Source organism: Tardiphaga sp. OK245, assembly GCF_900108575.1.
Lineage (GTDB): Bacteria > Pseudomonadota > Alphaproteobacteria > Rhizobiales > Xanthobacteraceae > Tardiphaga > Tardiphaga robiniae.
The window spans coordinates 668632-686410 of record NZ_FNWZ01000001.1; the positions used below are offsets into that span (position 1 = coordinate 668632).

Below are 17779 nucleotides of genomic sequence, written 5' to 3' on the forward strand. Positions count from 1 at the left end.
GCGGTCACACGGGAGCTCCGGCAGCCGCTCGCCCGATCAGGTTTGAAACCGTCTGCAGCATCTGATCGACGCTGTAATGCGAGCGCGCCCGCGCTTCGGCATATTGCAACTGGCTCGCCAGTTCTGGCGGGCGCGACATGACCTTGGTGATAGCAGCGGCCAGCGCATCGGCATCCCCGGGCGGCACCAGCGTCCCCGCCTTGCCGGCTTCGAGAATATCAGACGCCGCACCGGCATCCGTCGCAATCACAGGCACATCCGCGAGCATGGCTTCGACGAGTGTGCGACCGAAGGGTTCGGGATCAATCGACGGATGAATCATCGCATCGACGGCGCGCATCAGCCTCGGCACGTCGCTGCGCTGGCCGAGGAAATGCACGCGATCGCCGAGACCGAGATCCGCCACCATCCGGTTGAGCTTCTCAGCATAAGGCTCTTCGCCAAACAACGCAGCCCCTGCAATAATACAGCTCACGCCCGGCGTCTTTGCCAGAGCCTGCAACACGATATGCTGCCCCTTCCAGGCCGCGAGGCGGCTGAAGACGCCGACGAGCGGTCCTTCGGGCAATTTCAACTCGCGCCTGATCTCGAGCGGCGTGCTGGCGTCCGGCGGCACATCAAGACCGTTAGGCACGATCGCGACCAGCTTCTTGCGGCCGCCTTGCGCAATGAAGGCATCTGCAGCAGCTTGCGAAGGAACGACCACTTTTGCCGTGCAATAATTCGCCAGTGCCACCTGCACGCGGCGCTGCGTGGCGCCAAAATGCTCGCTGCTGATGATATCGTGCAGATGCCAGATCAGCGGACGCCGCGCCAGCGTGGCGGCGACGGCCGATAACACAAAGGCCTTCTGCGAATTCGCATAGACAACGTCATGACGGCGCGCCTCGCGCGTCAATTCGGCAATGATGGCCCCGAGCCGACCAATCAGCGGAAAGGCTTTCAGGATTGAGCTGTCGCGCCTGACATCCGAGAGCCCCTCGCCCCAGCGCGACACACGCACCTTCAGGCCCTTGGCTGCAAGCGCCTGATGCAGCGGGCCATCCTCGAACAGGAAGGCCGCCTCGCCCACCCATGGCTGAACGAGATCGATCAGAACGAGCTCAGCGCCGGAGATCGAGCCCGTATGGCAGACGAACAGAACGCTGGGAGCGGGCATCACGTCGCTCCGGCATAGGCATTATTCGAAACCCGGTCTGTGCCGCTCGGCGTATTGGCGTCCGGCATCATCGTGACGGCAATGCCGAAGACGCTGCCGCCCGCGACACGGATCGCGCTGGATGTCGCCACTGCCTGCCCGATCGAGGAGCGGCCGGAACGCATGCAGAGCAACACGCCATCGACCTGCCTGGCCAGCACGCCCAGATCGGTCTGGATGCCCGGCGATGGCGCGTCGATCAGGACAACGTCGTAGATCTGGCTCCAGAGCAGGAGATCGCCGAGCGGTTTACGCATCAGCAATTCGGCGGATGCCGAGAACGGCCCGGCAGGAATGACGTCGAGATTGGGAGTCGCGGTGCGGACCACCGCTTCGCGCGGCGTGATGTCGCCGCGCAGAATTCCCTGCAGCCCCATGCTGCTGCGCAAGCCCAAGGCTGTTTCGAACTTCGGCGCGCCGAAATCGCATTCGATCACCAGCACGCTGCGGCCAGCCGTTGCGAGATATTGCGCGAGAGTCAGGGTCAGAAACGTTTTGCCCTCGGCCGTCGTCGGCGACGCGACCAGAATCTTGCGGCGTGTCCTGGCGTCGTTCGACGCGAGCAGGCCCGTCGCCAGATCTCGGAGTGCATCCTGATAGTGCGGATCCTGCAGCGCGAGCGGCAGCGCACGCGCCAGCGAGGCGCCGGACTGCGCCGTGAGGATCGCACCGATCGGCGATTCCGATGGATCGCGCTTGACGGTCGGCAATCGTGCCAGAACGGGCGCGCCGGTGACGACGGCCAATTCCGATGACGACGTCGGCAGTGGCGGTCCGGGACGCGGCGTCACGGGGGCAGTCGCCTGAACAGGGGCCGGAGCGACGGGTGCAGCGACTGCGACAGGTGCAGCTACGGCGGTAGGCGCAGCGGCGGCAGGCGCGTCTGCACGCACCGGGCGAATAGTTGCCGTCCGCAGCCGGGACAGACCCGCAAGATTGACGCGATCGCCGAAGAAGGCTGCGACGAATGCGAGCAGCAGGCCGAGCGTGCCGCCAGCGGCCAGGAACGGAATTTTCTTCGGGAAAAACGGCTTGGTCGGCAGTTCGGCAAGGCTGACCAGCCGTGTATTGCCAATCAGCACGCGGCGCTCGGTTTCGAGTTCGCTGGCGCGCTTGTAGAGATCGGCATATTGCTGGCGCTTGATCTCGGTACTGCGCACCATGCTCTCGATCGAGGCCTCGTCCGATGTCGCCGAGCCGACTTCAGCCTTCACGGCATCCATCTGCTTTTTGAGCGCGTTCACGAGGGCATCATTAGCGTCGAACGCCTTCTGCGCGCTGGCGGCAATGCTCGCCACTTCCGTGGCCATGCGCTCCTTGATCGCGGACTGCTCCTGCTCCAGCGCACGCAGCGACGGATGCCGCGGCCCCAGCACATTGGCCTGGCTGGCAAGCTGCGCGGTGACGACCGTGAGCTGCTGCTTGAGATCGGCGATGGAGCGGTTCGACAGCACGGAAGGCGAGTCCACAGCACGGGCCTGATTGGCCTTGATCTCCTGCAGGCGGGCGAGCGCATCAGCACGCGCGGTCTCGGCGGTCGACAGCTGCTGGCTGATACTGCTCAGCCGCTCCGAGCTGATCGGTGCCAGCGATCCGCGCATCAAGCCCTTGTTGCGGCGAAATGCCTGGATCTTGGCATCGGCATCCCGCAACTCTGCATCCAGCTGCTTGGCTTCCTTCCAGAGATAGGACGCGGCAACCTCGCGGCTGCTCGCACCCGATGTCCGCTGCTCGTCGAGAAACGCATTGGTCAGCGCATTCGCCATCTTCTGCGCGACTTCGGGGATCGACGAAGTGTAGGAAATATTGATGACGCGCGAACGTCCGACAGCACCGATCGCGAAATTTCCCGACACATAGTCGATCAGCGCCGCCGTATCAGTCTTCATCTTTTCGCAGGTGGAGCTGCTGCTCCTGCTCTGACACTCTTCAATCGCGGCTTCCGTGACGCCCGGCTGCTGCATGGCGAGCCGCATCACCCGCGGCGAGCGCGCAATCAGCAGTTGGCTTTCGACGTCGGCGGGGTCGCCGATCTTCTGCGCCCAGGCGGCGGATGCATTGCTATTGCTGGGCTCCTGCTCGGCAACGATCACCGAACCTGTAGCGAGATAGCGCACCGGCAGCACAACCAGCGCAATGACCGTCAGGATCATCACGCCGAGAAACACAGCACCGAACAGGCTACGATTGCGCCAAACCCTGAGCAGCGGACTCTCGCCCGCCGCGCCATCGGCGGCTTCCGTATTCGTAACGATGGCGCGTTTGGTGAACATGCGCGTCAGACTTTACTACGGGGTGCTGGCACCGCACATCCCTGCGCCGTAACGGTGCTCACCCAGCGCAACCACCCATGACCGACCGCGACACGCATACTGAACCCTTTGTCCCCCGAACCACAAATCCACTGCGGGGAGCAGGTCTACTATCCATTCATTAGGGATGTTTTGGTTAAGGGCGGGTTTAAAATGCTAATCAATACCTTTGCGCTGCCCAATTAGTAGGCTGTTACGCATCTCCCCGGGCCGGTGCCGCATTAGCGAGCTAGGTACGTATGGCAGCTTTGGTTGCGAGCCGGAACCAAATCTCGCAGCGGGGCGTTCCGGAACTGCTGCAACCGGAGTTCCCCGATGAGCCTTCTGAAATGGGCGCTGATCTTCTTTCTGATTTCCGTCGCCGCCGGCCTGTTCGGCTTCACCGGCATCTCTGCCGCGACGGCCGACGTCGCGCGTGTGCTTTTTTATATCTTCATCGTGATCTGCATCGTGCTGCTGGTATTGGGGATCACGATCTTTCGGGCCTGACGCGCCGGACGGCACGCCATTCCGGAATCTAGTGAATGCCGACACCGACCAGCCGATCGACCAGCGCGCGGTCGGCGGTCAGCACATCCGGCGTGCCAGTCCAGCTGGTACGGCCCCGCTCCATCACCATGACGCTGCTCGCGAAATCCAACGCGCGCTCGATCTGCTGCTCGACCAGAATGATGGTGACTTCACTGGTGGCGGCCAGCTTCGCCAGCAATGCCATCAGTTCGTCGCAGATCACCGGCGCCAAGCCTTCCAGAGGCTCGTCGAGCAACAGGATCGAGGGCTTGCCCAGCAGCGTGCGGGCCATCGACAGCATCTGCTGCTCGCCGCCTGACAGCTGCTTGCCGTAATTGCCGCGGCGTTCGCGTAGCCGCGGAAACATCGCATAGGCTTCATCGAGCGCCGACGCCGGCCGCCCCTTCAGCCCGGTGCGCAGATTCTCCTCCACCGTCAGCGAGGCGAAAATGTCGCGGGTCTGCGGCACATAGCCGATACCAAGATCGGCGCGCGCCGAGGTCCGCTTGGCCGTGACGTCCTGGTCGCCGATCCTGATCTCACCGCCATGGCGCGTCGTCAGGCCCATCAGCGTCGCCAGCAGCGTGGTCTTGCCCATGCCGTTGCGGCCGAGCACGGCGAGACGATCACCTGCTTTCACCGAGAACGAAATGCCCTCGATGATCCGCGTCGGGCCATAGCCGGCGCTCAGGTTCTGGATATCAAGTGGCGCGGCGGGCATCGGCATAGCTCCCCAAATACGCGCGGCGCACTTCGTGATCGGCGGTGACCTGATCAGGCGATCCCTCGAAGATCAACCGCCCGGCCGCCAGCACCAGCACACGCCTGGCGAACTTGAACACCAGATCCATGTCGTGCTCGATCATCAACACGGCGATATCAGGTGGCAGCCGATTGATCGCCTCAAGGATTTTGGGCGCCTCGTCATGCGGCACGCCCGCGGCGGGCTCGTCGAGCAGGAGCACCTTCGGATGCAGCGCAAGGCCGATGGCCAGCTCGATCAGGCGCTGCTGTCCGTAAGCGAGCTCGACGACCTTGCGATAAGCGAGCTTGGCGAGGCCAAGATGGCTCAGAATCTCGCTCCATTCTGCGCGGACTTCCGGCAGCTCCGTCGAGCTCGAGAAAAACCGCCGCGTGATGCGCTTGCGCTGCATGATCGCCAGCGCGACATTGTCGGCGACAGTGAGATTGGCAAACAGCCGCGTGGTCTGGAACGTGCGCACCAGACCGCGACGCACGCGATCCGGAATGCTGAGACCGGTGATCTCGTCACCGCCCATGAAGAACTGCCCTTCGCTCGGCGCGATGTCGCCGGTGATCAGATTGACCAGCGTGGTCTTGCCAGCGCCGTTCGGGCCGATCAGCGCGACGCGGTCGCCGGCAGTCAATTTGAAATTGACGTCGCGCGTCACATGCAGACCGCCGAACGAGCACGACACGCCGCGAGCTTCGAGGAGATTGGTCATGCCGCCTCTCCCTTGCGCTTGAAGCGGGAGGCCAGCGACAGCACCGGTTCGATCAGCCCGCGCGGCGCGAAGACCACAATCAGGATCAGCAGCAGGCCGACCAGCGTCATCCAGTGGAACGGATTGGCGGCGGCCACGATGTGCTCGAAGATCATGAAGATGATCGTCCCCGCCAGCGCGCCCCACAGATGCCCGGCACCGCCAAGCACCAGCATGACCAGTACTTCCGCCGAGCGCTCGAAGCTGACGCTATCGAGACCGACGACGCCGGTGCTGATCGCCGTCAGCGCTCCACCGATCCCGGCAACGGCACCAGCGACGCCATACATCACGACAAGGCGCGGATAGATCGAGACGCCGATCATCCTGGCGCGCAGATCGTCATCCTTGATGCCGCGGCACATCAGACCAAACGGCGAGCGCACGAAACGCTGCAGCAGCACGAAGACAATGACCAGCACGCCCAGCGAGAACAAAAATGCCGTGCGGCTGTACATGTCGAAATTGAAGATGCCGAACACCTTGCCCGGTGTGATGCCTGACAGGCCGTCGCTGCCGCCCGTCAGCCACGACAGCTTGTTGGCAAGTGCGGCGACCAATTGCCCCACGGCAATCGACAGCACCAGTTGTGGGAGCCCGCGAAACCGCGTGATCAGCGCACCGGAGATCAGCCCCATGACCGTTCCCGCGAATACACCGATCGCCAGCAAAGCGACGGGATCGGTGATGCCACGCACGCAAGCAATGCCGGCGGCATAGGCGCCGACGCCGAATTGCGCGGCATGGCCGAGGGTGGCGACGCCGCAATAACCGGTGACCAGATCGAGCGACAGCACCAGGAATGCGATGCCGATCAGCCGCGTCAGGAACGCCAGATCGTCCGGATACAGAAAGTAGCCGATGGCACCGAGCACGATGATACTCAGCGCACCTGCCGCCTCCTGACCGAAGGGAATGCTGCGCTTGTGCGGAACATGGGTCGCGACGATCTCGCTCATGCGTGCGACCTGCCAAATAGGCCATGCGGAAACAGGAACACGACGACGATCACCGACAGATAGAAGAAGAAGTCGCCGAACTCCGGCGCGAGATATTTGCCGGTGGTGTCGGCGAGGCCGAGCAGGAGCGACGCCGACAGAGCGCCAAGGATCGAGCCTGCGCCGCCGACAGAGACGACAACGAGGAACGTCACCATATAGCGCAGTGCATAGAACGGTTCGATCGGCAGGATCTCCGCGCCGACCACGCCGCCGAATGCGCCGAGCCCGATCGCCAGCGCGAAGGTCACCGCATAGATGATTTCGGTGCGGATGCCCAAGGCGTCCGCCATACCACTATGATCGACCGAGGCGCGTAGCTTGATTCCGAACTCCGTCTTCTCGATCAGCAGCCACAGCGCCAGCGCCGTAACCGCGCCGCAGGCGATGACAAAGATGCGATGGGTCGGCAGCATGCGGAAACCGATATCGAGCGGACCACTGAGGGTCTGTGGCAGCGGAATCGATTTCAGCGACGGGCCGAAGATGAAATTGACGATGCCGATGATGAAGAACGTGATGCCGATGGTCATCAGCACCTGAATCAGCGGATCGGACTTCCGGTAGATCCGGCGATACAGCAAAATCTCGAACGGGATCGACACGATGATGGTGCCGACCACCGCCATCAGGATCGCGACGCTGTAATGCACATGCAGGTCGCGGATCGCATAAGAGGCCAGATAGCCGCCAATCATGGCGAAAGCGCCATGGGCGAGGTTCACGACGCGCATCAGCCCCATCATGATGGACAGGCCGATGGAAATGATGAACAGCACCATCCCGTAGGCGACGGCGTCGGTCATGATGCTGAAGACGGTACGCATGATTGATCCTATGCCGAAGCAGCGCCCGAGCGCCATTCCGGAAACTGCGGCATGGCGTCATGGACGACAGCGCCGCGCACCATGGTGAGCAACACCTTGGTCTCTTTCAGAGGGAGGCAGTCGGCGGCGAAGGGATTGCGATCAAGGGCGATCAGATCGGCCGCCATGCCCGGCATCAGCGTGCCGCGCCAGTCTTCCTGCCTCATCGCGATAGCGCCACCGACCGTATAGCTGTGAATGGCTTCGCGGACGCTGATGGCTTCCCCCTGCCCGATCGGCGCACCGCTGTCCGAGGCGCGGCTCACCGCATCGGCGATGCCATCCCACGGCGACCACGACCCGGTCGGCGCATCGGAGCTGGCGATGTAAGTGACACCCGCGTCGATCACAGAGCGGCCGGGATAGCAACGATCGGCGCGCGGACCGAAGGCGCCGGCAATCGAGCGCCGCATCCGGGTGAGGAAACTTGGCTGGGTGACGACGAGCGCGCCCAATGCCTTCATCCGCGCCAGTCCACCGACGGGCGGCACGAAGTAATGTTCGATGCGATGCCGGACATCGGCGCGGGGATACGCTGCCTGCGCCTTCTCATAGGCTTCGATGATACAGTCGATACCGCGATCGCCGGTACAATGAACGGCAACCTGCCAACCGTCCGCATGCGCCTCGGCGATCACGCGCTGCAGTTCGGTTTCATCGCGCATGAACATGCCGCGAGATGGCGTATCGAAGAAATCCTCGCTCACCGCCGAAGTTCGCGCGCCGACGATGCCATCGGCGAAATATTTCAGCGTCATGGACTGCCAGTCGGCGTCTTGCGTCGGCACCAGCCCACGCGCCGCCGCTTCAGCCGGGTCGAGCTGGTTCATGAAGCCGAGCCGCATTGGCAGCACATCGTCATTTGCGCGGATCTCGTTCCAGATCGCGAATTCATCATCGAAGCCGACGGTGAATCCGACTGCGGCTTCTACGACAGCGACAAGACCTAACCTGGCGCTATCGGCAATTGTGGCGCGCAGAGCCGCGGTGAGCTCATTGCGATCCATCGGCGGCGCAGCACGGAATATCAGTTCGGCTGCGCTTTCTTTGGCGCTGCCGTCCAGTCGGCCATCCTCGGAGCGCCCGAACGTGCCGCCTTCCGGATCGGCGGTGGCATCGTTGATGCCCAGCAGTCGCAGCGCGGCACTGTTGACGATGGCGACATGACCGCAGAAGCGGCGGATCAGCACCGGGTGATCGGGAATGATGACGTCGATCTCGGCCCGTGTCGGCAGCCGATGCTCCGCCAGCCCGTTCTCATCGAGGCCCGCACCGTAGACCCATTTATCACCTGGAATGGCGCGCGCACGCGCAACCAGCAAATCAAGCACATCGGATATCGTGGGCGCATCGCGCGGCGTCACCGGCACCTGCAGCCGCGCATGAGCGATGGCGAACAGATGAATATGCGCGTCGGTGAGGCCCGGAATGACGGTGGCACCCGCGAGATCGATGGTCTCGTCGGCAGCTGGCGCAACATCTGCTGCACCAATCCAGACCACCTTGCCATCGCAGACAACGATGCTGTCCGCTGGGGTTTCATCCCAGGCAGAACGATAGATGCGGGCATTGGTCAATCGAAGCGAGCGCGCGCGGCTGGTCATGTCGAAAGAAATCTCATCTCGCGCGACGATGTCGCAGAAAGAGGGGGATTCCGCAACGAGGCGGAATCCCCGGCATTGCCTACTTCGTGCTCAGCGCCCAGTCCGGCTGATCGGCGAAGGTCTGGCTCTCCTTGTTGATCAGCTTGCCGTCCACCTTCTCCACACTGCGCAGATAGACGTTCTGGCGAATATGACGCGTGGTGGGATCGATCGACACCGGACCGCGTGGGCTGACCCACTTCATGTCCTTGACGGCATCGACCGCCTTGGCGGCATCGCGCTTGCCGTCAGTTGCCTCGATCATCTTGTAGATCAGGCGCGCGCCGTCATAGGCCGCGACCGACGTCATGGTGACTTCGTCGAGGTTGCCGCCGCCCTTCTTGATGGTGGCAAGGAAGGCCGCGTTTTCTTTGGAGTCGTGCGACACCGAATAGTGATAGGTCGAGAGGATACCGATGCCGGCATCGCCGATATTCGGCAGATCCGGCTCGGTGACGACGTCACCGGTCGACATCAGCTTGACGCCGCCTGCCTTCAACCCGTTGTCGATATAGGCCTTGACGAAGCCCAGCGTCGGCGGGCCGGATGGCAGGAACGTGAAGATGGTGTCCGCGCCGGAATCCTTGATGCGCTGCATGATCGGGCTGAAGTCGGTGGTGGCGAGCGGAATGCGAACCGCTTCGACCACCGCGCCGCCCTCACCTTCGAACGTCTTCTTGAATGCCGCTTCAGCATCCACACCCGGACCGTAATCGCTGACCGCGATGGCCACTTTCTTGGCGCCGTTCTTCAACGCAATTTTCGCGGCAGGCACGGTGTTCTGCCACATGGTGAAGGAGGTGCGGACGATATAGGGGCTCTTCTCGACGATCGACGAGGTCGCCGCATTCATCACGATCAGCGGCGTCTTGGATTCTTCCAGCAGCGGCGCGATGGCCATCGCGTTCGGCGTGAAATAGACGCCAGCGAGATATTGCACCTTGTCCTTGACCAGCAGCTCCTGCGCCAGCGCCTTCGACTTGGCGGGATTCGGACTCTCTTCATCGCGATAGATGAATTCGACATCATGCTTGCCTGCTTTGGTGCCATGCTCGGCGACCCAGGCGTCGATCCCCATCTTGAAGTTCTTGCCAAACAGCGCGTAAGGGCCCGACATGGTGCCGATCACGCCGACCTTGATGGTATCGGCGGAGGCCGTGCCGGTCATCAGGCCGAGAATGGCCAGTGCAAGAATGGATTGGCTGCGTCTGTTCATTGCGGTTGTCCCCGTTGGAAAGTTAAGAAAACTATTCGGCAAACCTGTATTCAATAAACGTGCCGAGATGGCCCGTTTGATCCGGCGTGAACGCGCCGAAATGACGCGTCAGAACATCTCGAAATATTCGCGCTGCTCCCAGTCGGAGACTTCCGCCTGGAAGCGATCGATCTCGGCATTCTTGATGTGGGTGTAATAGTCAACCATGGTCGCGCCCATTTTCTCGCGGAAGAACGGATCTTCTTTGAGCGCGAAAGTCGCCTCGCGCAGCGACTTCGGCAGCAGATCGGCATTGGTCTCGTAAGGCGTGTCGGCTGATGGCCCTGGATCGAGCTTGCGATCGACGCCGTCGAGGCCTGAGAGGATCTGCGACGACATATAGAGATAGGGATTGGCGGCGGGTTCGCCGACGCGATTTTCGATGCGTGTTGCGGAATCGCCGGCACCGCCGAGCACACGGAGCATTGCGCCGCGATTGTCGCGGCCCCAGATCGCACGATCCGGCGCCAGCGAATAGGAGCGATAGCGCTTGTAGCCGTTGATGGTCGGTGTCGTGAACACGGTCGCCGCACGCGCATGCGTAAGAAGCCCCGCGAGATAGCCCTGCCCGAACGATGACAGCGGCTGCATGCCCTCGGTCGGCATGAACGCGTTTGCGCCGGTTGCACGCGATACGATCGACTGATGCAAATGCCAGCCAGACGACACGACGTTCGGAATCTTCGGCCGGCACATAAACGTGGCGTGGTAGCCGTGGCGATGGGCGATCTGCTTCACGGCCGAGCGAAACAGCACCATGCTGTCGGCCGGCGTCAGGCCCACCGTCGGCGCGAAAGTGAATTCGCATTGGCTCGGGCCGTATTCGACTTCGACAGACCGCAGCGGCAGGCCGAGCGCGATCACGTCGCGCCGGATGATTTCGAGCACCGGCTCCATCTGGTCGTAGCGCTGCTCGGTGAGGTAATTGTAGCCGTGCGAGAGCAGGCTGACTTCCGGCGGATTGCCGGGCTGGCCGGCATCCTCCGGCTTCATGCGGTTGTTCTCGACGTTGAAGATATGAAATTCAACTTCAAGACCGGCGACGAAATCATAGCCACGTGCGCCGAGATCGCCGAGCACCTTCTTGTAGAGGTTGCGCGTCGCGAACGGCACCGGACGTCCGTCGGCGAAATGCACGTCGCACAGAACCCATCCGGTCTCAGGCGCCCAGGGCAATATCCGAAACGTGCTGGGATCGGGGATCATCAACACGTCGGCCGCGCCCTGCATTTCAGGAATGCCGAAGCCGCCACCGGCGGTGAACACCGGAAACACCGTCTTGTGCGACGTGTCCTTGGCGAACATGGTCGTGGTGATCGAGCAACCGCTTTCGAGACAGCGCAATGCCTCGCTGGCGATCAGCGTCTTGCCGCGCAGGATGCCGTGCTGATCCGGAAACGACAGCCGGATCACTTCGAGCTTGTGCTCTTCGACCATGCTGCGCAGCCGGACGGCTGCTTCCTTTTGCTCCGCGGACCACAAACCGTGACGTTCAACGAAACTCAACGCACTCTCCCGCGGCTGTTCTGATCGATCTTCACTCTGCCGCCGGCAGGTGGATGACATTGGACCCCGGCTCGGTCTGGTCGGCCGGAGCGGCTGCCATCCATGGCGCGCCGCGACGACGGGCGACGTCGACTTCCATCCAGTAGGTTTCCCAGCCCTTGCTCGGCCCGATGCCGTCCATGGTGCCCGGGCCCTGAATGCTGCGTGCGGTGTCCGCATCGAGAGACATCATCGGCCTCTGGCCGCCGGCAACCTTCTCGATCTCCGCACGCAGCAGCTTGCGATAGGCGATGATCGCCTTGTCGCTGGAGCCGAGATGCTCGCGGGTGCGGTCCTGGATCTTGCCCATGGATTCCACTGCCCACTGGTCGTGGACGTTGATGTCGGCGCCCATGCCCGTATAGGTCTCGTGCTTCTGCTCGTGCGGATTGAAGCCGTAGTCGTTGGTCTTGTTCTTGCGCGAGGTGTAGTTCGGCAGCTCGTAAAGTTCGAGCCGCTGGTCGGTCATCTTCTTCTTGTCGACCGGCTGGGTGTAGCTGGTAAAGATCGCATACCAGTAGCAGTTCTCGTCATCGACCGGCACGTGCCACTGGGTGATCGTCATTTCCGTGCTCATGGGGATGACAAAACCATGCGGGAATAGCTGGTTGGTGACACGCACATGGGTGCGCTCGTCGTCGAGCTCCCGCAGCGCGATTAAACGAAGACCGTATTCGGTCGATTCCACATTGATGATCGGGCGATCATATTCGCGCAGGATCTTGGTCATCGGCAGTTCGGTGCCCGCGGAGGCGCCGCGGAACTGCTTGCCATAAGATGCCTTGACGTCCTCGTCCTCGAAGAAGCGGTGCAGGAACGACGCGTGGGCGGGATCGATGCCGACTTCCAGCGCTTGCAGCCAGTTGCATTCGAACAGGCCCTTGAAGGCGAAGGTGTATTGGCCGGGTGCGGCGAAACAGTCGAGCTCGGGGAATGCCGGCGGCTCGCCCTCGCCCAGATAGGCCCAGAGGATGCCGCCCTTCTCGACCACGGGATAAGCCCGCTGCTTGATGCCGGCGCAGAGTTTCGAGGTCTTCGGCTCGGCCGGCGTCTCCAGGCACTTGCCCTCGACGTCGAACAGCCAGCCGTGAAACGCGCAGCGCACGCCGCCGCCTTCGAGACGACCGAAGGCAAGGTCAGCGCCGCGATGCGGACAGTCGCGGTCGAGCAGGCCATAGCGGCCCTGCTCGTCGCGGAACAGGACAAAATCTTCGCCGAGCAATTTGACCGGACGGATCGGACGATCCCCTTCGAGCTCATCGACCAGCGCCGCCGGCTGCCAGTACTGGCGCATCAGCTTGCCCGCGGGCGCCTTGGGCCCGATGCGAGTGATCAGATCGTTCTGCTCTTGGCTCATCATGGCAAAATGTCCTTTATAACTCTGGCGATGCGCCGCTTATCGCTGAAATACAATCTTGCCGCCGACCATCGTCATATCGGCGGTGATGTCCTTGATCTGCTCGTCCGGCACCGTCATGAAGTCGGCGGAGAGCACCACGAGGTCGGCCAGCTTGCCGGCCTCCAGCGTCCCCTTCCGCGTTTCCTCAAACATGTAGCGCGATGCCGCGCTAGTATAGAGGCGAAGCGCCTGTTCGCGCCCGATCGCTTCGGATGCGCCGTAGACCTGGCCGGCCGGGTCCTTCCGCGTCACCATGATATACATCGTGAGGAACGGGTTCAGCGGATTGACCGGGAAATCGGTGCCGGCGCCGAGATTCTCCAGTCCCATTTTCTCGATCAAAGTGCGCGTCGGGACCGCACGATCCGCGGTCGGCCTGCCGAGGAAACGCGCGACCGTCGCCGCCTTGTCCCACATGAAGGCGTTCTGGAAATCGATCCGCGCCCCGACGCGGCGTGCCCGCTCCATCTGTTCGGGGCGGATCAGGCTGGCATGGATCAAAACGAAGCGGCGATCCTTGATCGACTTTTCCTTGTCGGCGGCTTCGAACGCATCCAGCACCTGATCGACGCCGAGGTCGCCAACGACGTGAACGCCGACCCGCCAGCCGCGAAGGTTGGCGATCGATACCAGCTGCTTCAGCCGTTCGGGCGTAACCTGCGCGATTCCATGATAATCGTCATGCGAGTCCGGATAGGCGTCGCGCATCATGGCCGTCTTCAGGGTCATGCCGCCGTCGTAGAAGATCTTGATGCCGCCGAGCTTCAACCAATCGTCGCCGAAACCCGAAGTGGCGCCGTTGCCGCTCATGATGGCGTCCCACCCGGCCGAATCTGCGGGCGGCTCCGGTCGAAACATGGTTCCGACCCGCACCGTCGCATCGCCGGCCAGAGCGAGCTTCTGCAGAATCTGCGTGTCGCGCGCGCTTGTCGCCCCCTCGACGACGCTGGTGATACCGAGGCGGTTGAGCGCGGCCTCGGCGAGACGATATTGCCGCAACTCCTCGTCTTCGGTGTAGGGCGGCACGATGTTCTCGACCAGCGGGATCGCCGTCTCGACGAGCACGCCATTGATGTCGCCGCTTGCGTCCCGCTCGAACGCGCCGCCGGCTGGATCCGGCGTGCTCTTGCTGATGCCCGCCTTCTGCAACGCCAGCGAATTGGCCATCGAAAAATGACCGACGGTCCGCAGATAGACCGGATTGTTGGGGGACACGCTGTCGAGTTCCTGGCGGGTCAGGTAGCGCTTTTCCGCCAGCTGCGACGGCGGATGCCAGCCGCCGGTCGTGATCCACGCGCCGGGCTGCTTCTTCGCAACGAACGCCCGAATGAGATCGAGCGCGCCGGCCACGTCCTTGGCGCCGCCGAGATTGACCACATAGTCGCCGAGCCCGGCCGCCTTGAAATGCGCGTGGGTGTCGATCAGGCCGGGGACAACCGACTTGCCGGCGAGATCGATGACCCGGGTCTGCAGACCGGCCAGCGGCTTGATCGCGGCGTCACTGCCGACCGCGAGGATCTTGCCGTCGCGGATGGCCAGCGCTTGCGCGATCGTCGATTGGCCGTCGAGGGTGAGGATCTTGCCGCCCGTCAGGACGACCTGGGGCGTGTTCGGGTCAGATTGCTGCGCCACCGCCGGCAAGACGGAGGCGCCAATTGCAATGGCTCCTGCAATCAGACATTTCGCACCCAGATGCATCTCGCCGCTCCATCAATAATGTTCAATAGACGAACGAATGTGCGAATATTATCGTTAGACTAATTCCAGGCAAGCAGAATTTTGCAGCAGGATTTGCCGCGTCACTGAGCATATGCAGCAATTCACGCCTAAAGCATCACCTTGCGCAGAACGAACACTTGTTCAATATACGGACGCAATTCGGGAGCTGATGATGTCGAAGACTTTGAATTCGCGGACGGATCGGACCCAGGGAGCGCGCTCGTGAGCGGCCTCGTGATCATCGGCGCCTCTTACGCGGGCGTCCAGGCCGGCATCAGCGCGCGCGAGAAGGGCTATCAGGCGCCGATCCGCATCGTCGCCGATGAAATCCATCTGCCCTATCAGCGACCGCCATTGTCGAAGGCGTTCCTGTCCGGCGATGTGGCGCACAATAGTCTTTTCCTCCGCGGCGAGGACTATTTCAAGACCCAGGGCATCGAACTGGTGCTGGGCCATCGCGCCATCGGGCTCGATCGCGCGGCCGGCCGGATCGCACTGGACGGCGGCGACAGCCTGCCCTTCGATCAGCTTGTCATCGCCACCGGCTCGCGCGCGCGACGGCTCAGCGTGCCCGGCCATGAGCGCGACGGCATCGTCTATCTGCGCACGCTCGATGACGCGCTACATCTCAAGCCCCGGCTCGAAGCAGCCAACGACGTCGTCATCGTCGGCGGCGGCTTCATCGGCCTCGAAGTGGCATCGACTGCCGCCAAGGCCGGCAAGAAGGTGACGCTGATCGAGGCGCAGTCGCGCCTGCTGGAGCGCGCGGTATCGCCGCTGATCTCGCAATTCCTTCTGGATAGCCATCGCTCCCATGGCCTCGACATCCGCTTCAACGAATCCGTCATTGCCATCGAAGGCAACAGCGCCGTGCATGAGGTCGTCTGCTCCAGCGGCTTGCGGGTGCGCGCCGACCTGATCGTCGCCGGGATCGGCGGCATCGCCAATGACGAGTTGGCCGCGCAGGCCGATATCACCTGCACCAATGGCATCGATGTCGACGAACATGGCCTGACCAGCGCGCCGAACATCTATGCCGCCGGCGACGTCAGCAATCACCACAACGGCTTCGCCGGCCGCCGCGTCAGGCTGGAAGCCGTGCAGAACGCCACCGATCAGGGCAAGGCCGTGGGCGCGATGATCGCCGGCAGACCCGAAGCCTATGACGCAGTGCCGCGTTTCTGGTCGGATCAATATGACGCCAAGCTGCAGATTGTCGGCCTCTCCGCGCCGACCGACAGCGCGGTGATCCGCGGGTCGATGGATGATGGCAAGTTCTCGGTGTTTTATTATCGCGACGGCAAGCTCACCGCCGTCGACAGTATCAACCGGCCGGGCGACCAGATGATCGCGCGTCGCCTGATCACCGCGTCACTGTCGCCAACACCAGAACAGGCCGCCGATCTGTCATTCGATCTGAAAAAATTCGAAGCAGGCAAATAGGGCGGACCCACGGCTCATGCCCAAGATCAAGCGCCCCGACGACGAACGCGGCAATACCGACTTCATCGAGAGCCTCGATCGCGGCTTGAGGGTGTTCGAACTGTTCGGCGCACATTCGCGCCCGATGACGCTGAGCGACGTCGCCAAGGCCGCCGAGCTGCCGCGTGCCACTGCGCGCCGCATCCTGTTTACGCTGGAACGCAAAGGCTATGTGACCAGCGACGGCAAGCTGTTCGCGCTCTCGCCCCGCGTCCTGGCACTGGCTGGTTCTTACATGACGTCCAATCAGGTCGTCACCATCCTGCAGCCGGTGCTCGACAGCATCTCCAGCGACGCGCAGGAGATTTCTTCACTCGCGGTGCTCGAGGGCCATGAGGTGATCTTCGTCGCGCGCGCCAGCCCGGCGCGGGTATTCTCTGCCGGCATCGATCTCGGCTATCGGCTGCCCGCGTTCTGCTCGTCGGTGGGCCGCGCCATGCTGGGCAAGTATTCCAACGATGACCTCACTGCAACGCTGGATACCATGGACCTCGTGGCGATGACGCCATTCACGGTGACCGACAAGGAACTGCTGAAGGCCACCATCATCACCGACCGCGAGAAAGGCTACTCGCTGGTCGACCGCGAGGCCGAACCGGGCTTCCGCTCGATCTCCGTGCCGGTGCGGCGCTACGACGGCGCGATCGTCGCCGCCATCAATATGGGCGCCCATGTGGACCGGGTCTCGACCGGGGAAATGATCGACCGCTTCCTGCCGCTGCTGCGCGATGCCGCGGATTTGGTGAAGCCGCTGCTTCTTTAACGCTGTCCCCTCATCCTGAGGAGCGGCCACTTGGCCGCGTCTCGAAGGATGAGGAGCCCTACACTCATGGTTCGAGACGGCGCCAAGTGGCGCCTCCTCACCATGAGGTCCGAGATTGAACACGCACCAGGAATTGTCGTCTCATGCCCCATATCGTCATCGAACATTCCACCGACGGCCATGGCGACGCGCTCGACATCGCCAGCCTGATGCAGGCGTTGCACAATGCCGGCGCCGCCACCGGGGTAATGAAGGCCGCCGACATCAAGGTGCGCGCGATCCCGTATGCGCATCACCTGATGGCCGGCCGGGCCGAAGGCTTCTGCCACCTGTCGGTCTCGATGCTGGAGGGCCGCACACCCGAGCAGAAAGTCGCCGTGAGCGAGGCGTTGCGCGCGGCAATGGTTTTGCTGCTGCCGCATACCAAAAGCCTCAGCGTCGATATCAGGGATATGGACGCGGTCGCCTACAAGAAGCGCGTGAACGATTAGAGCCGCGCTGACTGCCTTCTCCCCGCCCGCGGGGAGAAGGTGGCGTCGCGAAGCGACGACAGATAAGGGGCAGCCTCCGCAGGCGCGGAGCGA

General features: G+C 62.8%; 15 protein-coding genes. 4 read left to right on the plus strand and 11 right to left on the minus strand.

From position 1 onward, the window contains the following. Positions 1-4: 4 nt before the first annotated feature. Together BLW80_RS03015 and BLW80_RS03020 are read right to left on the minus strand one after the other, a co-directional pair. On the minus strand, positions 5-1159 hold the full coding sequence (locus tag BLW80_RS03015) for a glycosyltransferase family 4 protein (RefSeq protein ID WP_170849561.1): 1155 nt from the start codon (positions 1157-1159) through the stop codon (positions 5-7). Then, a complete protein-coding gene (locus BLW80_RS03020; RefSeq protein ID WP_093756763.1) occupies positions 1159-3471 on the minus strand; it encodes a GumC family protein in 2313 nt (770 codons plus the stop codon). The genes BLW80_RS03015 and BLW80_RS03020 overlap by 1 nt, the downstream gene beginning before the upstream one ends. A gap of 354 nt (positions 3472-3825) precedes the next feature. Here BLW80_RS03020 and BLW80_RS03025 point away from each other — a divergent pair, with 354 nt between their 5' ends. Then, on the plus strand, positions 3826-3999 hold the full coding sequence (locus BLW80_RS03025; protein WP_093756764.1) for a DUF1328 domain-containing protein: 174 nt from the start codon (positions 3826-3828) through the stop codon (positions 3997-3999). A 28-nt stretch (positions 4000-4027) separates the two neighbouring features. Here BLW80_RS03025 and BLW80_RS03030 read toward each other — a convergent pair whose 3' ends face one another. The 9 genes from BLW80_RS03030 to BLW80_RS03070 all read right to left on the minus strand — a co-directional run bounded on the left by BLW80_RS03030 (position 4028) and on the right by BLW80_RS03070 (position 14929). Further along, positions 4028-4741 (minus strand): ABC transporter ATP-binding protein, encoded by a 714-nt coding sequence (locus BLW80_RS03030; RefSeq protein ID WP_093757321.1) that lies wholly within the window; start codon positions 4739-4741, stop codon positions 4028-4030. After that, positions 4722-5486: an ABC transporter ATP-binding protein gene (locus tag BLW80_RS03035; RefSeq protein WP_093756765.1), complete on the minus strand. Its 765-nt coding sequence runs from the start codon at positions 5484-5486 to the stop codon at positions 4722-4724. The genes BLW80_RS03030 and BLW80_RS03035 overlap by 20 nt, the downstream gene beginning before the upstream one ends. Then, positions 5483-6484: a branched-chain amino acid ABC transporter permease gene (locus BLW80_RS03040; RefSeq protein WP_093756766.1), complete on the minus strand. Its 1002-nt coding sequence runs from the start codon at positions 6482-6484 to the stop codon at positions 5483-5485. The genes BLW80_RS03035 and BLW80_RS03040 overlap by 4 nt, the downstream gene beginning before the upstream one ends. After that, complete coding sequence (locus tag BLW80_RS03045) at positions 6481-7350, minus strand: branched-chain amino acid ABC transporter permease (protein ID WP_093757322.1); 870 nt, start codon at positions 7348-7350, stop codon at positions 6481-6483. The genes BLW80_RS03040 and BLW80_RS03045 overlap by 4 nt, the downstream gene beginning before the upstream one ends. Positions 7351-7358: 8 nt before the next feature. Then, a complete protein-coding gene (locus BLW80_RS03050; RefSeq protein ID WP_093756767.1) occupies positions 7359-8993 on the minus strand; it encodes an amidohydrolase in 1635 nt (544 codons plus the stop codon). Positions 8994-9072: 79 nt separating this feature from the next. Beyond that, positions 9073-10248 carry an ABC transporter substrate-binding protein gene (locus BLW80_RS03055; protein WP_089265356.1) on the minus strand — a complete coding sequence of 392 codons (1176 nt, stop codon included), beginning with the start codon at positions 10246-10248 and terminating at the stop codon, positions 9073-9075. 108 nt (positions 10249-10356) lie between these two features. Further along, positions 10357-11793: a glutamine synthetase family protein gene (locus BLW80_RS03060; protein WP_093756768.1), complete on the minus strand. Its 1437-nt coding sequence runs from the start codon at positions 11791-11793 to the stop codon at positions 10357-10359. A 31-nt stretch (positions 11794-11824) separates the two neighbouring features. After that, positions 11825-13192 (minus strand): aromatic ring-hydroxylating dioxygenase subunit alpha, encoded by a 1368-nt coding sequence (locus BLW80_RS03065; protein WP_093756769.1) that lies wholly within the window; start codon positions 13190-13192, stop codon positions 11825-11827. A gap of 36 nt (positions 13193-13228) precedes the next feature. Then, complete coding sequence (locus BLW80_RS03070; RefSeq protein ID WP_093756770.1) at positions 13229-14929, minus strand: amidohydrolase; 1701 nt, start codon at positions 14927-14929, stop codon at positions 13229-13231. A 243-nt stretch (positions 14930-15172) separates the two neighbouring features. Here BLW80_RS03070 and BLW80_RS03075 point away from each other — a divergent pair, with 243 nt between their 5' ends. The 3 genes from BLW80_RS03075 to BLW80_RS03085 all read left to right on the plus strand — a co-directional run bounded on the left by BLW80_RS03075 (position 15173) and on the right by BLW80_RS03085 (position 17686). After that, complete coding sequence (locus BLW80_RS03075) at positions 15173-16393, plus strand: NAD(P)/FAD-dependent oxidoreductase (RefSeq protein WP_093756771.1); 1221 nt, start codon at positions 15173-15175, stop codon at positions 16391-16393. Between the two features lie 16 nt (positions 16394-16409). Next, positions 16410-17195, plus strand: coding sequence for an IclR family transcriptional regulator domain-containing protein (locus BLW80_RS03080; RefSeq protein WP_093756772.1), 786 nt, complete (start codon positions 16410-16412; stop codon positions 17193-17195). 143 nt (positions 17196-17338) lie between these two features. Next, complete coding sequence (locus BLW80_RS03085) at positions 17339-17686, plus strand: 5-carboxymethyl-2-hydroxymuconate Delta-isomerase (RefSeq protein ID WP_089265362.1); 348 nt, start codon at positions 17339-17341, stop codon at positions 17684-17686. Positions 17687-17779: the final 93 nt, after the last annotated feature.